Origin of the sequence: Helicobacter sp. 13S00482-2 (assembly GCF_002272795.1) — a bacterium.
Taxonomy (GTDB): domain Bacteria; phylum Campylobacterota; class Campylobacteria; order Campylobacterales; family Helicobacteraceae; genus Helicobacter_J.
On sequence record NZ_MLAT01000026.1, the window covers coordinates 1 to 13,700 of the forward strand.

At 34.4% G+C, this 13,700-nt stretch carries 12 protein-coding genes and 1 tRNA gene; 10 read left to right on the forward strand and 3 right to left on the reverse strand.

Features of this window, described 5'->3' with window-relative positions; all coding sequences use genetic code 11:
* Nucleotides 1–339 precede the first annotated feature (339 nt).
* Nucleotides 340–1,017 carry a 7-cyano-7-deazaguanine synthase QueC gene (queC, locus tag BKH42_RS08430; RefSeq protein WP_095296172.1) on the reverse strand — a complete coding sequence of 226 codons (678 nt, stop codon included), beginning with the start codon at nt 1,015–1,017 and terminating at the stop codon, nt 340–342.
* A gap of 63 nt (nt 1,018–1,080) precedes the next feature.
* Here queC and BKH42_RS08435 point away from each other — a divergent pair, with 63 nt between their 5' ends.
* Nucleotides 1,081–2,337 carry a CCA tRNA nucleotidyltransferase gene (locus BKH42_RS08435; protein WP_095296173.1) on the forward strand — a complete coding sequence of 419 codons (1,257 nt, stop codon included), beginning with the start codon at nt 1,081–1,083 and terminating at the stop codon, nt 2,335–2,337.
* A gap of 39 nt (nt 2,338–2,376) precedes the next feature.
* Here BKH42_RS08435 and BKH42_RS08440 read toward each other — a convergent pair.
* Nucleotides 2,377–2,453: transfer RNA gene (locus BKH42_RS08440), tRNA-Arg, on the reverse strand.
* Nucleotides 2,454–2,578: 125 nt separating this feature from the next.
* Between BKH42_RS08440 and rpsU the strand changes: the two genes are divergently transcribed.
* The 6 genes from rpsU to BKH42_RS08470 all read left to right on the forward strand — a co-directional run bounded on the left by rpsU (nt 2,579) and on the right by BKH42_RS08470 (nt 7,343).
* Entirely contained in the window at nt 2,579–2,791 is a 213-nt protein-coding gene (gene rpsU / locus BKH42_RS08445; protein ID WP_095274037.1) for a 30S ribosomal protein S21, read from the forward strand.
* A gap of 127 nt (nt 2,792–2,918) precedes the next feature.
* Nucleotides 2,919–3,662 carry a 3-oxoacyl-ACP reductase FabG gene (gene fabG / locus BKH42_RS08450; protein WP_095296174.1) on the forward strand — a complete coding sequence of 248 codons (744 nt, stop codon included), beginning with the start codon at nt 2,919–2,921 and terminating at the stop codon, nt 3,660–3,662.
* Nucleotides 3,663–3,758: 96 nt separating this feature from the next.
* On the forward strand, nt 3,759–3,992 hold the full coding sequence (gene acpP, locus BKH42_RS08455; protein WP_095296175.1) for an acyl carrier protein: 234 nt from the start codon (nt 3,759–3,761) through the stop codon (nt 3,990–3,992).
* Nucleotides 3,993–4,038: 46 nt separating this feature from the next.
* The gene (locus BKH42_RS08460) at nt 4,039–5,277 is read left to right on the forward strand and encodes a beta-ketoacyl-ACP synthase II (RefSeq protein ID WP_095296176.1); all 1,239 of its coding nucleotides are present in this window, start codon (nt 4,039–4,041) and stop codon (nt 5,275–5,277) included.
* Between the two features lie 14 nt (nt 5,278–5,291).
* On the forward strand, nt 5,292–6,221 hold the full coding sequence (gene accA / locus BKH42_RS08465) for an acetyl-CoA carboxylase carboxyl transferase subunit alpha (RefSeq protein WP_095296177.1): 930 nt from the start codon (nt 5,292–5,294) through the stop codon (nt 6,219–6,221).
* A 180-nt stretch (nt 6,222–6,401) separates the two neighbouring features.
* Nucleotides 6,402–7,343 carry a catalase gene (locus BKH42_RS08470; protein WP_095296178.1) on the forward strand — a complete coding sequence of 314 codons (942 nt, stop codon included), beginning with the start codon at nt 6,402–6,404 and terminating at the stop codon, nt 7,341–7,343.
* Nucleotides 7,344–7,423: 80 nt separating this feature from the next.
* On the opposite strand, the gene BKH42_RS08475 is transcribed toward BKH42_RS08470, so the two are convergent.
* A complete protein-coding gene (locus BKH42_RS08475) occupies nt 7,424–8,788 on the reverse strand; it encodes an L-serine ammonia-lyase (protein WP_095296179.1) in 1,365 nt (454 codons plus the stop codon).
* Nucleotides 8,789–8,923: 135 nt separating this feature from the next.
* On the opposite strand from BKH42_RS08475, the gene BKH42_RS08480 reads away from it, so the two are divergent.
* The 3 genes from BKH42_RS08480 to BKH42_RS08490 all read left to right on the forward strand — a co-directional run bounded on the left by BKH42_RS08480 (nt 8,924) and on the right by BKH42_RS08490 (nt 13,428).
* Nucleotides 8,924–10,171 (forward strand): serine/threonine protein kinase, encoded by a 1,248-nt coding sequence (locus tag BKH42_RS08480; RefSeq protein ID WP_180674026.1) that lies wholly within the window; start codon nt 8,924–8,926, stop codon nt 10,169–10,171.
* 309 nt (nt 10,172–10,480) lie between these two features.
* A complete protein-coding gene (locus tag BKH42_RS08485) occupies nt 10,481–12,661 on the forward strand; it encodes a TonB-dependent receptor (RefSeq protein ID WP_095296181.1) in 2,181 nt (726 codons plus the stop codon).
* 14 nt (nt 12,662–12,675) lie between these two features.
* Complete coding sequence (locus tag BKH42_RS08490) at nt 12,676–13,428, forward strand: class I SAM-dependent methyltransferase (protein WP_095296182.1); 753 nt, start codon at nt 12,676–12,678, stop codon at nt 13,426–13,428.
* The last annotated feature ends 272 nt before the right edge of the window (nt 13,429–13,700 follow it).

Here is a 13,700-nt window from a genome sequence, read left to right on the forward strand (position 1 = left end):
GTGGTATGACTCTTATATGACTTGTTGAGTAAATAAAACGCAGTTGATGAAATACTCTGTCATTCAATGGTTGTATGCTATATGATTTATTGAGTAAGCAAAACAAGGCAAAGGAATTAACTGAAGTCTTAGAATCTATGGAGCTTATCAAAAAATCCATCCTCGCTCTTGCTTTTCTTCAAACTTGAGAGCAATGATCTTAATGAAGAGGGTACATTGGAGATGGTAAAAGAAATGGTGAGTATTGCAATGAGATTTAGTGCTTTAATGAAATTGGATTGGTTTGATAAGAGCAAGGGCGTGAGCCCCTATCCTTGAGATGTTTGGCTTTATTAAAAACTAGTTAAATCTTTTGATAAACTCTTCATAGGCATTTTTACGCAAAACACACGCATTGCATTCACCACAACCATATCCCCATTGATGAATTATTTCTCTATTTCCATTGTAGCAAGTGTGGGTGTCTTGTATGATGATCTCTAATATTCCTAATTGCTTTGCTAGTTCAAATTCTTCAGCTTTACTCATATTCATTAAGGGCGTGTGAATTTTAATATCTGATTGTGAGCCTAGATTGAGCGTGAGTTCTATGTTTTTTATAAAATAATCACGACAATCAGGGTAGCCACTATAATCTTGCTGCGATACCCCAAGTGCAATATTTTCGGCCTGAATTTTTTGGGCAAAACTATGTGCAATCATTATAAAAAGTGCATTTCGATTGGGCACAAATGAAGCGGGGAGAGTTTTGGTGCCTTTATGGGCACTATTAACTTCTTGAGTGCTATTGCCGAGCAAGGCAGATTCCACAATATCATCAAGAAAATTGATTTTGATAATATGCAGAGGAAGATTTAATTTTTCAGCGATGATTTTAGCCTGTGTTAGTTCTATTTTGTGTTTTTGATTGTAGTCAAATCCCAGGAGAATCACTTCTTCAAATTGGTTTTTTGCCCATGCAGCAGTCGTCGTACTATCCTGGCCACCGCTAAAACTCACAACACATATTTTTTGCATCTTATTGACCTCTTGTAAAGATATTGGGTTTGTTATAATACAAAAATTTTTTTAAGGAAATAGATGTTTGTTATTTCTCTTCCTAAGGAAGTGACTCAAATCATCGCTATGATAGAAAATAATGGTTTTGAGGCCTATGTGGTGGGTGGATGTGTGCGTGATAGCATGATGAATTCTATAGAACTCTCTGTGTTGCATCCCAATGATTGGGATATTACAACTTCTGCTAAACCTGATGAAGTGATAGAGATTTTAGAAAATGCAGGGATAAAAACCATTCCCACAGGCATCAAACACGGCACTGTTACTGCGATTATTGCAAAAGAAAGATATGAGATCACAACTTATCGCACGGAGGGAAAGTATCTCAATCATCGCATCCCTGCTGAAGTGAAATTTGTTAGTACATTAAAAGATGATCTCTCTAGAAGGGATTTTACTATCAATGCGATGGCGTATCATCCTGCAATGGGCATCATAGATATTTATGGAGGTATCAAACATTTAAAACACAAAATAATCTGTGCGGTTGGCAATCCTGATGAGAGATTCAAAGAAGATGCCTTAAGAATATTGAGAGCTCTAAGATTTGCAGCTAGGTTTGGCTTTAAGATCGCAGAACAGACTTCAGAGGCTATTTTTACTCATAAAAAACTTTTAGGATTTATTTCAGTACACAGAAAAATACAAGAGATTAAAAGCTTAATATGTGCTGATTTTGCATTTGATGTGTTGCGTCAATATCGTGAAGTGATTTTATTCACGCTTTTAGGGGAGGATGGTAATTACCCTGATTATGAATATGCAATAAAAATCATTCCCTATTGTCCAAAAAATCCTACCACAAGACTCATAGTCCTGTTTTATTTTACCATCAAGGACAAATTACAGATAGAAAAAATATTGCAGACTTTTTTACTACCAAAATGGATGCAGAAAATGATACTAGATATGATGAAGTATCTAGATCAAACACCTATAGATGACAAACTATGGATAAAGCAATGCCTCAGTGTGATGGGGGAGAAAAATTTTAGGATATTTTTGGAAATTAAAAATGCTCAAATCAAACAAAAAAAGCTATCTTTTGAGGCTAATACATTGTCAGGTATTTTTGAAAAATTTCAAAATATCATCGAAAACAAAGAACCCATTTGCATCAAAGATCTAGCATTAAATGGAGATGATTTGCAAAGACTTGGAATTCCAAAAGGAAAACAGATAAAAGAAATGTTTCATAAAATTTTGCAGGTTGTATTGAGCGAAAAAATTCCTAATGATAAAGAAGCTTTAAAAGAGTTTGTTTGCGAGAATAAATAAAATAATTTTAAAGAGATATTAAGAGGTTTAAAATTCTTATGGTATGCCCAGAGGGATTCAAACCCCCGACCTACAGGACCGCAACCTGTTGCTCTATTCAGCTGAGCTATGGGCACATATATTGAAGGGAGGAATTTTACCAGAGTTTAGTTGATTTTTATTTTAAATTTAACATTTTTAGCCTATAATTTTGCCTATGGAGTCTTGAGCTTCAATATTTTAAAAGAAAGTGGTGATTGCAATGCCAGGTATCAAAGTCAGAGAAAATGAATCTTTTGATGAAGCTTATCGAAAGTTCAAAAAACAAACTGATAGAAATTTAGTTGTTACTGAGTGTCGAGCTAGAAGATTTTTTGAGTCAAAGACCGAAAAACGCAAAAAACAAAAAATCAATGCGAAGAAAAAAATGCTCAAACGACTTTATATGCTTAGAAGATACGAATCTAGGCTATGATTCAAGGGTTCTTGAACCCTCTTTTTACTTTCATTTAATCTTTTCCCATTCTTCCTTCTTTTATTGGCACATCAATATTTTTTTGCTAAGATTAATTTTTATTATTTATTTTAATACAGGAGAGAATATGAAATTTAGTGGTAAAAATGTCCTTATAACAGGTGCTTCAAGAAGCATAGGAGCTGAAATTGCCAAAACTTTGGCAGGATTTGGACTCAAAGTATGGATAAATTATCGCAGTAAGCCTGAGATTGCCGACAAACTCAAAGAAGAAATAGAAAAATATGGCGGTAAGGCTGCTCTCATCAAATTTGATGTGACAGATGAAGAGGCTTTTATAGATGGGATCAAAGCAATCATTGATTCAGATGGAGAGCTTTCTTACTTGGTAAATAATGCGGGAATCACTAATGACAAATTAGCCATCAGAATGAAAACTGAAGAGTTTATGGATGTCTTAGATGCTAATCTTAAATCTGCTTTTATTGGTTGTCGTGAAGCACTCAAATTAATGAGTAAGCAAAGATTTGGAAGCGTGGTTAATATCTCTTCAATTGTCGGAGAGAGAGGGAATCCAGGTCAGACGAACTATGCTGCAAGCAAGGGTGGCATGATTGCTATGAGTAAGTCTTTTGCTTATGAAGGTGCTTCTAGAAATGTCAGATTTAATTGTGTAACACCTGGATTCATACAAACAGATATGACAAGCGTCTTAAAAGATGAAGTCAAAGCAGAATATATCAAAAATATTCCACTAGGAAGGTTAGGAGAAGCAAAAGAAATAGCTGATTCAGTAGCGTTTTTGTTGAGTGATTATTCTAGCTACATAACAGGTGAAGTCCTAAAAGTGAATGGTGGCCTATATATGTAGAATCTGCGAAGCAAACGGAGAATTTTTGAATTTTATTTTTGTTTTTATAAAAACTTTGTTACAATTGCGGAGTATGAAAAATCTTAAGGAGAAATTATGGCTTTATTTGAAGATGTACAGAGCTTGGTTGCTGAACAATTGAATGTAGGTGCTGAGCAGGTCACTATGGAAGCGGAGTTTGTAAAAGACTTAGGTGCGGATTCTTTGGATGTTGTTGAGCTTGTTATGGCACTAGAAGAAAAATTCGGTATTGAGATACCTGATGAACAAGCCGAGAAGATTGTTACAGTGGGCGATGTAGTTAAATTTGTTGAGAGCAATAAAAAGTAATCAATCTCCCCTTAAGGGGAATTCATAATATTCTAAGGAGATATGTGTGCGTCGAATTGTTGTCACTGGTTTAGGAATGATAAACTCGTTGGGGCTAAATAGAGGAGATTCTTTTAAGTCTATTGTAGATGGCAAATGTGGGGTTAAAAGAATTACCTGTTTTGATCCAGATGATTTCCCCGTGCAAATTGCAGCTGAAATAACGAATTTTGATCCTAATGAGGTGATGAATCCTAAGGAAGTCAAAAAAGCAGATCGCTTCATCCAGCTTGCACTAAAATCAACTAAAGAGGCAATGCTTGATAGTGGATTGTTAGGAAGTGATGGCAAGTGTGATGCTTCAATTGCAGATAGATTTGGGGTTAGTTCAGCTGCTGGTATCGGAGGACTTATAAACATAGAGAAGAATTCCGTTACTTGTTTTGAAAAAGGTGCTAGAAAAATAACTCCATTTTTTATTCCTTCCGCGCTTGTGAATATGCTAGGAGGTTTTACTTCTATTGAGTTTGGCATCAAAGGTCCAAATGTATCAAGTGTCACAGCTTGTGCGGCAGGAACACATGCTATCATTGAGGCAGTGAAAACCATTATGGTGGGTGGGGCTGATAGAATGCTTGTGGTGGGTTCTGAATCTACTATTTGTCCTGTTGGTATTGGTGGTTTTGCCGCTATGAAGGCACTGAGTTCTCGAAATGATGAACCATCAAAAGCATCAAGGCCATTTGACAAAGATCGAGATGGTTTTGTTATGGGTGAGGGTTCGGGAGCTTTAGTATTAGAGGATTACGAGATGGCTAAATCTAGAGGTGCCAAAATATATGCAGAATTGGTAGGTTTTGGAGAAAGTGGTGATGCCAATCACATGACAACCCCAGCTCCTGAGGGCGAAGGTGCTTATCGTGCGATGAAGGCGGCCTTGAATATGGCAAATATAAAGATTGACTATATCAATGCACACGGCACAAGTACTGGATATAATGATTTGTTTGAAACGATGGCTTTGAGAAATGTATTTGGTGGAAAACAGAATGTCCCTCCTGTTAGTTCCACAAAGGGTCAAATAGGTCATTGTCTAGGTGCAGCAGGAGCAATTGAAGCAGTTATTTCTATTATGGCTATGAATGAAGGTGTTTTACCTCCTACCATTAACCAAGAGACTCCAGATCCTGAATGTGATTTGGACTATATACCTAATGTTGCACGAGAAGCGAAGGTTGAGGCTGTAATGAGTAATTCTTTTGGGTTTGGTGGAACAAATGGTGTTGTAATTTTTAAAAAAATATAAAATGGAAGTTTTGAATGGCTACTTATTTAGATTTTGAACAACGTATAAAGACCATTCAAGATGAAATAGAGATGGCTAATATTCGTGGTGACAATGCTGCGAAAGATATACTTGAAATTGATCTTGAAAAAGAGATTCGATCCGTCTATTCTAACATGAACGACTATCAAAAACTGCAATTAGCTAGGCACCCCGATAGACCCTATGCTCTTGATTATATTGATTTGATTTTAAAAGATAGTTATGAAATATCTGGAGACAGACATTTTAGAGACGATAAAGCTATTGTTTGCTTTTTAGGAAAAATAGAAGAACAAACCGTACTTGTCATTGGTGAAGAAAAAGGACGAGGCACAAAGAATAAATTGATGAGGAATTTTGGTATGCCAAATCCTGAAGGTTACCGAAAGGCTCTCAAAGCGGCTAAATTTGCTGAAAAATTTGATATTCCTATTTTAATGCTGGTGGATACGGCGGGGGCATATCCTGGATTAGGAGCAGAAGAGAGAGGACAAAGTGAAGCAATAGCAAAGAACCTTCAGGAATTTGCTGACTTAAAAGTTCCTACTATTTCGGTTGTGATTGGGGAAGGTGGTAGTGGGGGTGCTTTGGCTATTGCGGTTGCCGACAGACTCGCAATGATGCAGTATTCAATATTTAGTGTTATTTCTCCAGAGGGTTGTGCAGCCATACTCTGGAATGATCCTAGCAAGATAGAGTCCGCTACCAAAGCGATGAAAATCACCCCTGATGATCTTAAAAGAGCAAATCTTATAGATGATATTATTTTAGAACCCTCCAAGGGAGCTCATAGAGATAAAACTTCAGCTGCAAGAGCCATCAAAGAGTATTTTTTAAAGAGTTTAGATGAAATCAAAAAAGATTCTAAGTTTATACAAAGACGCTACGAAAAGCTGATGGCATATGGGGCTTTTTCAGAGTAAGTAATTTATTTTTGAATATTTCTTTCGTAATTTATGTTGTATTCTTTTTTATTTAATTTTTTATTTTGATTGAATTTTTATTTCTAATAAAATGCTTGAGTATGATTATTTTTCTTGTTTCTAAAAATATATTTTATTTGGTTATAATTTTTTCAATTTAAAATTTAAAGGATTGATTAGATGAGAGCTATATTTTTAACACTAGCGGTATTTTTGGGCATTATGTTTGCTAAGGATTCCATCACCCCAACTCAAGCGGCAGATTTTTTTTATCACAAATTTGGAGACAAGGCTAATCCTCATAGAAAGGTTAATCATACAAAAGGATTTTGCGTTACTGGAGAATTCCTGCCTCGAAATGACATTAAAGAATTTGTAAAAGTTCCTCTTTTGTATGGAAAATCGCAAGTTTTGGCTAGATACTCTATTGGTGGAGGAAATCCAAAAGCAAGTGATAAATCAAATGCTCATGGTTTTGCATTAAAATTCAAGAATAATAAAGAGCAATGGAATTTTGTGACCTTAAATGGAGTTATAAATTCAGGAAAGACTCCTGATGTGATTGTAAAATTTCTAGAGGTTATCGGCGATCCTTCTAAGAAAAAAGAACTTCAAAAACTTATCAAAGAATATCCAAGTGTTAAAAGAGCTATGGACTATGGAAATACTATCGGTGTTCCTTTGAGTTTAGCAAATGTTCAATTTAATACCCAGCACGTTTATAGAGTCTCTGATGCAGATGGCAAAGCAATGAATGCAAAAATTATTTTTGTTCCACAGGCGGGTATCATAGAGCTTTCTAAAAAAGAAGCACAAAAAATAGGAGATGATTTTTTAGAAAAAAGACTTGAAGCTGATTTGAAAAAAGGTAGCGTAAATTATTATATGTACTTGGTTTTAGCAAATCCTCAAGACCCCATAGATGATATTAGTGCAACTTGGGAAAATACAAATAAAAAGATTTTTTTAGGAACACTTGAACTCAAAACCTTTAAAGGCGATACTTGCAATAACGATGTGTTTTTGCCTGGAGTGATTCCAAGTGGTGTTCAAGCCCCTATAGATTCAGTATTTGAATTTAGGAATCAAGCTTATAGTATCACTCACCAAAGAAGAGAATAAAATACTACAAATCGTTTGAATATTGATTGATATCAATATTCAAATTTTCTCCTTATTATTCCTCTAGAGATCAAACTAATTTAGCAAAGACTTGAAAGTGTTGTTGCCAACCCTCCAAGTGAAGTTTCTTTGTATTTGAGGTTCATATCTTTGCCTGTGTTATACATTGTGAGAATCACTTCATCTAGGGTTACTTTTGGAGTACTTTTACGACTCATCGCCATTCTAGCTGCCATAATAGCTTTTATAGCCCCAAAAGCGTTCCTTTCAATACAAGGAATTTGGACTAATCCTCCTACAGGATCACAAGTGAGCCCTAGATGATGTTCCATGGCACTTTCTGCTGCATTTGAAGCAATAAAAGCATCTGCTCCAAGCACTGAAGCCATTGATGCTGCCGCCATTGAACTTGCTACTCCAATTTCAGCCTGACAACCAGCCTCTGCTCCACTGATACTAGCATTTTTCTTATATAGAGAGCCTATGAGCATACCTACTAGAAGAAAGTCAATCGCTTTTTGGTCATTAAAACCTACAGTATGATTTTTTAGATATAACATAACGGCAGGATTGACGGCACAAGCTCCATTTGTAGGTGCAGTAACGACTTTTGCACCACTAGCATTTTCTTCAGCGACTGCAATAGCATATAGAGAAATAAAATCAATTATTCCAAGCGGATCTGTGGTTGGTTGAATTCTGTTAAATAGACCTGGTGCTCTACGATTTAGCTTTAGGTTTCCTGGTAGAGCTGTTTCTTTGGGATGCACTCCGTTTTCATATGTTTCTTGCATTGTTTGCCAAATTTCTAAGCAATACTTATGGATAAAATCCAAGCTATTGAATTGCAATTCATACTCTAGAGAGGCTTGAATGAGATTTTTGTTATTTTTTTGACAGAACTCAAGAATGTCTTTAGAGTGATTGAACGCAAGCTTATGATGGCTCTCTTCCTCCTGTAAGCCATTTTCTTTGATGTCTTGTAATTCTTGTTCGGTTTTGACAAAGCCTCCTCCTATAGAGTAGTAGGTTTGCTCATCAATAATATTTCCGTTCTTATCAAATGCTTTGAGTGTCAAGCCATTTTCGTGCAATAGTAAAAATTGTTTTGAAAAAATAAGATCTTTTTGATAATCAAAGCAAATCTCTTTTTCACCACATAGATTGAGTTTTTTATTTTTAAGTGCGTTTTGAATGATATCTTGCTGGGTTAGTTTATCAAGATTTTTTGCTTTTGCATTACTGAGTCCCCATATGATAGCTTTATCACTCAAATGTCCTTTTCCTGTAAGAGATAAAGAGCCATAGAAATAGATTTGGATTTTTTCTATAATTTTTAACTTAGGAGAAATTTTTTCACAAAATAAATTTCCAGCTAACATAGGGCCTAAGGTATGTGAAGATGATGGACCAACGCCTATTTTGAAGATACTAAGGTTGCTCATTATTATTGCCTTGATATAGAATTTTGCAATTATATATTAATTTTGGAATAAAAAATCAAAGAGTATATTTGAAACAAAAGCATTGTTTTGTATAATAGTGATTGTTTCTAAACTAAACAAGAAAATGAAAAGGATATGAAGATGAGTAGAAAAGACTTGTTGTGGGTATTTAGTCTTTATGGTACTGCAATTGGGGCGGGGGTTTTGTTTTTGCCCATTAAAACGGGTATTGGAGGATTAGTACCTTTAGTGATGATGTTACTTTTGGCCTTTCCAATTACATTTTTAGCACATAGAGCATTGTGTAGATTTGTGCTTTCTTCTCCTGCGAGTTCTGATGATATTACAGTGGTTGCACAAGAATATTTTGGAAGATCTGGAGGGATGATAATCACATTATTATATTTTTGTGCCATTTTCCCAATACTATTGATCTATAGCGTGGGAGTTACTAATACTATTGATAGTTTTATCGTTCATCAGTTGGGATTTAGTTCCCCTGATAGATTATTACTAAGCTTTGTTTTGGTGGGGATTTTAGTTTTGACAGTGAGTTTTGGTCAAGAGATTATTGTTAGAGTGATGAGTGCTTTAGTATTTCCTTTTATCATTGTTTTGATGCTCATAGCTCTTTCGCTCATTCCAGAATGGAATTTGAATTTATTTCACAATGTTGAATTTTCTTGGCATAAGGATATTAAAAATTTATGGTTGATGCTCCCTGTGATGGTATTTGCTTTCAATCATTCGCCCATCATTTCTTCTTTGGCAGTTTGGACAAAACAAGAATATGGAAATGCCTCTGATAAAAAAAGTACAAAGATAATTGCTACTAGTAATGTTTTAATGATTGTCACGGTGATGTTTTTTGTATTTTCTTTTATGATGTGTCTAAATCCTGATGATTTTGCAGTGGCACAAGAAGAAAACATATCGATTTTATCTCTAGTAGCTAATATTGCCGATAGATTTGAAAACCCTATTTTTAAGGTCATTTCTCCTATTTTGATATATGTTGCCCCTTTGGTGGCTTTTGTGGCGATGGGAAAATCATTTTTTGGCCATTATTTGGGTGCTCAAGAAGGATTCAATCAAATTTTATTCAAAATATCATCAGAAAAAATCACTCCAAAGTTAGCTAAAAAAATCACAGTTTTATTCACATTTATTGTTTCTTGGTTAGTTGCATATGTAAATCCACAAATCCTCAATATTATTGATAATATTGTCGGACCAGTTTTGGCAATTATATTGTTCATAATGCCTTTGTATGCGATTTATCGATTCAAGGCTCTAAATAAGTATAAAAAACCTCTTCAGAATTTATTTATTTTGATTTTTGGATTACTCACGATTTGTGCGGCTGTTTATACGATATTTTGAAATTGTTTTGGTGCTTTCTGTGAGAGAGAAGCACCAATGCATTCAAAAATAATCCTTTCGTTTATCTTACAACAACAATTATACAGTTAGAAGGCCTTATTAGTTAAAGCCATCAAAAACAATAATGCTTTGATAGCTTTGATTATCAATAAAATCTAATTATAGATTCACTGCAAAAGTATCACCAAAATAAGAAAACAATAATAAGAGTGGATAAATCTTATATAAAACTTGGGAAAACTTTCTTCATTAAAAATTGAGCATTATCGGTTATATTTACGTCACAAATAAGAATAAAGTGAGACATTGATGAAGATTTTTACTCGATTATTTGTTGTATGTGTAGGGTTATCTGGGGCTTATGGTGATGAGTTAAAAGAAAGCTATTTGCTTGATAGACAAGTTAGCAGTGCCACAAGATCGCAGAGTACTATTGAAAAAGCACCTGGAAATATCAGTGTCATCACACAAAAAGAGATAAAGGACAGAAGTCCTCAAAAAGTAAATGATATGATTAAAAACTATGAAGGGGTTCATATTTTAAATGATGCAGGACTCAATCCTCGTCCTTCTATTACAATAAGAGGTATATCTAATGGCACTTTAGTGATGTTAGATGGAGTCATACTCAGTGATTTGGAAGGGGAAAATAGAATATTAGATGAGCTTTCCTTATATGATGTTTCGAGGGTTGAAGTCATAAGAGGAGCGTTTTCAAGTTTGTATGGCACAGGTGCTATTGGTGGAGCGGTGAATTTTATCACTTCAATGCCCACAAAACTTGAAAATACTCTAATCATAGGCTATGGGAGTGCATTTAAAAAAAATCAGGCGGATATGAATCTTGTGAGAGGATATGTGAGTGTGGGTGATGCATTCTTAGATAAGAGATTAAGAGTGAAGGCAAGTTACGGTTTTAGCACTTCAGGAGGGTATCCGAGCGTTCCAGCATTTGGATCAAAAATAGATTTCGCCAAACTCACTAGCATCACTGGTTATAACGCAGATAGAGCAGGGAATTATATCGCAGGAGATACAGGAAGAAGAGAATATGTCTTAAATGATGGCAGGATAAAGCTAGAATATGATTGGGGCGATAAAGATACCACCTCCTTGATGGCTTCAGTCTCTAACCATCACTACGATTTTGTTTCTCCTAAAAGCAATCTTCTTGATTCTTCGGGTAGGGTTGTTTATGGAAATAATTCCTATAACCCATTTATTGGGAATGGGTATGAAGGAATCGGGAGCTATACGCACTATATTGCTTCGCTTTCGCATATGCACAGCTTTGAAGATGAGTCTATGATGAGAGTTACATTTTCAAGCGTGAATCTCTATAGCTATTGGTTAGATGCAGATACTTCAGCAGTCCCTTTGCCCACATTAGCAGGGGGAGCTGGATATTCTCAAGATATCTACACTACTAGCAATTATTTGGATATTTTATATGACAAAAATTTTGATAATCATACCTTGACTCTAGCACTACAGGGTCGATATATGGCATTAGATCAACTCAATTATGGAATGAGTGATTGGAAGGTGAGGGATTATGATTTAGGGCTTTTAAAATCCTATGGCGGAAAAGCTTTTTTAGTAGCAGGATTTATTCAGTTAGATAGTAATTGGAGTAAAAATCTTAATACAACTTTAGGAATCAGATATGATTATTGGCAGAATTTTGAAGGTTATACCCAAATCAAATATCAAAAAACACCCGTAAAAAATATTTCTCAAAGTTCTTTTTCTCCAAAGGCTTCTATTAATTATAATCTCTTAGATAGAGTAGTTTTAAAAGCTTCTGTAGGGAGTGCTTTTAGGGTGCCAACCTTAAGAGAAATATTTCGTATTAGCACATCTACTCAAAAATGGATTAATAACACAGATCTTAAACCTGAAAAAGGAATTTCTTTTGATATTGGTGGAGATATTAATAGTTTTTTAGATGGGATATTAAAAGTTTATTACTTTCAAACTGAACTTTTAAATATCATTTATAGAAGTGGAAATGGCAAAGACATTCCCTATCAGAACAAAAATGCGGGGGCAGGTAGAATAAATGGGGTTGAGATAGGTTATCTTCAACCAATGGGAGGTGGATTTTCTTTAAATGCAAGCTATACTTATAGTAATGCTAAAATCACTAAAAACTCCGCCAAACCTTCCACTGAAGGGAAATTTATTCCAAATACACCTGAACATATGGCGCATATAGCTTTACTTTATGGGAAGTCAAAAGGTTTTTATGGATCAATTGAGGGGAGTTTTCAGTCCAAATCTTATAGTGATGATGTTAATAGTGAAATTTTTAAAAATACCTTTGGATATTATGATGAACAGCTATATTTTAATGCAAAAATAGGCTATGTGTTCGAAAATAATCTTGATTTAAGTGTGAGTTTTTTAAACTTTACCAATAATCGATATTATGACTACTATCAAGTTGCAGGTGCTTCGTTTTTTGCACAAGCAAGTATGAGATTTTAGAAGAAAAGAGAAAAATGTTAGAAGAAATCAAACAATACTGGAGTGAACGTTCAACAAGTTATACCCAAGAAAATCTAGCTGAACTTAATAGCGAAAAAAATAAACTTTGGGGTGAAGTATTTTCGAGATATATTTGCGATGATTTTAAGGGAAAAAAAGTTTTAGATATTGGTTGTGGGCCAGGAATATTTTCTATCTTATTATCCAAACTTGGTGCAGAAGTTTCAGCGTTAGATTACACGAGTGATATGATTGAATACGCTAAACAAAATGCTTTAAATCATAATGCCCAGATTGATTTTTTTATAGGTGATGCACATCATTTAGAATTTGAAGATAATAGTTTTGATGTAGTTGTTTCAAGAAATCTCACTTGGAATTTAAGCAATCCAAAAAAAGCATATGAAGATTGGTATCGGGTTTTAAAAAAAGATGGAAAATTATTTAATGTTGATGCGAATTGGTATCTACAGCTCTATGATAAAAAACAAAATGAAATCTATCAAAAAGACAGAAAAAAGATAGCAGAATTAGGCTTATCTGATCATATGACCAATCATTATCTCAACGCCAAAAAAATGGAAGAAATTGCTAAAATGTTGCCTCTTAGCAGAATAGAACGACCCAAATGGGATAAAGAGGTTTTGAGCTCTATAGGATTTAAAATCATTGCTTGTGATAGAAATTTTTATCAAGAGATATGGAATGAAGAAGAAAAATTAATGTTCAATGCCACGCCGATATTTTTGATACTAGCACAGAAGTAAATCAATCATCACTCGCCTCTTTGTATTATATTTATAAATAATCCTAACTATTCACAGATATTTTTAACAAAATTACTTTCCTCTTCACTCCTATCTTCTCAACCACTCCTAGCAACCCTAATATCTATCCTAAAGACAAATAAATTTTCATTCCTTCAAGAATATTATCAAGTTAGTTTAAGAATACTAGAAGTAGAATATTTGAATAAAATTTTAAAATGTGATAAAAGATTAGTAGTTGAATATTTTACTAACAGGAATGCAATATGAAG

Excerpts from the sequence above, each read along its gene's own strand:
- BKH42_RS08435 (WP_095296173.1), top strand. The coding sequence starts at position 1,081 with ATGTTTGTTATTTCTCTTCCTAAGGAAGTGACTCAAATCATCGCTATG.
- BKH42_RS08490 (WP_095296182.1), top strand. The coding sequence starts at position 12,676 with ATGTTAGAAGAAATCAAACAATACTGGAGTGAACGTTCAACAAGTTAT.
- acpP (WP_095296175.1), top strand. The coding sequence starts at position 3,759 with ATGGCTTTATTTGAAGATGTACAGAGCTTGGTTGCTGAACAATTGAAT.
- rpsU (WP_095274037.1), top strand. The coding sequence starts at position 2,579 with ATGCCAGGTATCAAAGTCAGAGAAAATGAATCTTTTGATGAAGCTTAT.
- BKH42_RS08480 (WP_180674026.1), top strand. The coding sequence starts at position 8,924 with ATGAAGATGAGTAGAAAAGACTTGTTGTGGGTATTTAGTCTTTATGGT.
- BKH42_RS08475 (WP_095296179.1), bottom strand. The coding sequence starts at position 8,788 with ATGAGCAACCTTAGTATCTTCAAAATAGGCGTTGGTCCATCATCTTCA.
- accA (WP_095296177.1), top strand. The coding sequence starts at position 5,292 with ATGGCTACTTATTTAGATTTTGAACAACGTATAAAGACCATTCAAGAT.
- BKH42_RS08485 (WP_095296181.1), top strand. The coding sequence starts at position 10,481 with ATGAAGATTTTTACTCGATTATTTGTTGTATGTGTAGGGTTATCTGGG.
- fabG (WP_095296174.1), top strand. The coding sequence starts at position 2,919 with ATGAAATTTAGTGGTAAAAATGTCCTTATAACAGGTGCTTCAAGAAGC.
- BKH42_RS08470 (WP_095296178.1), top strand. The coding sequence starts at position 6,402 with ATGAGAGCTATATTTTTAACACTAGCGGTATTTTTGGGCATTATGTTT.
- queC (WP_095296172.1), bottom strand. The coding sequence starts at position 1,017 with ATGCAAAAAATATGTGTTGTGAGTTTTAGCGGTGGCCAGGATAGTACG.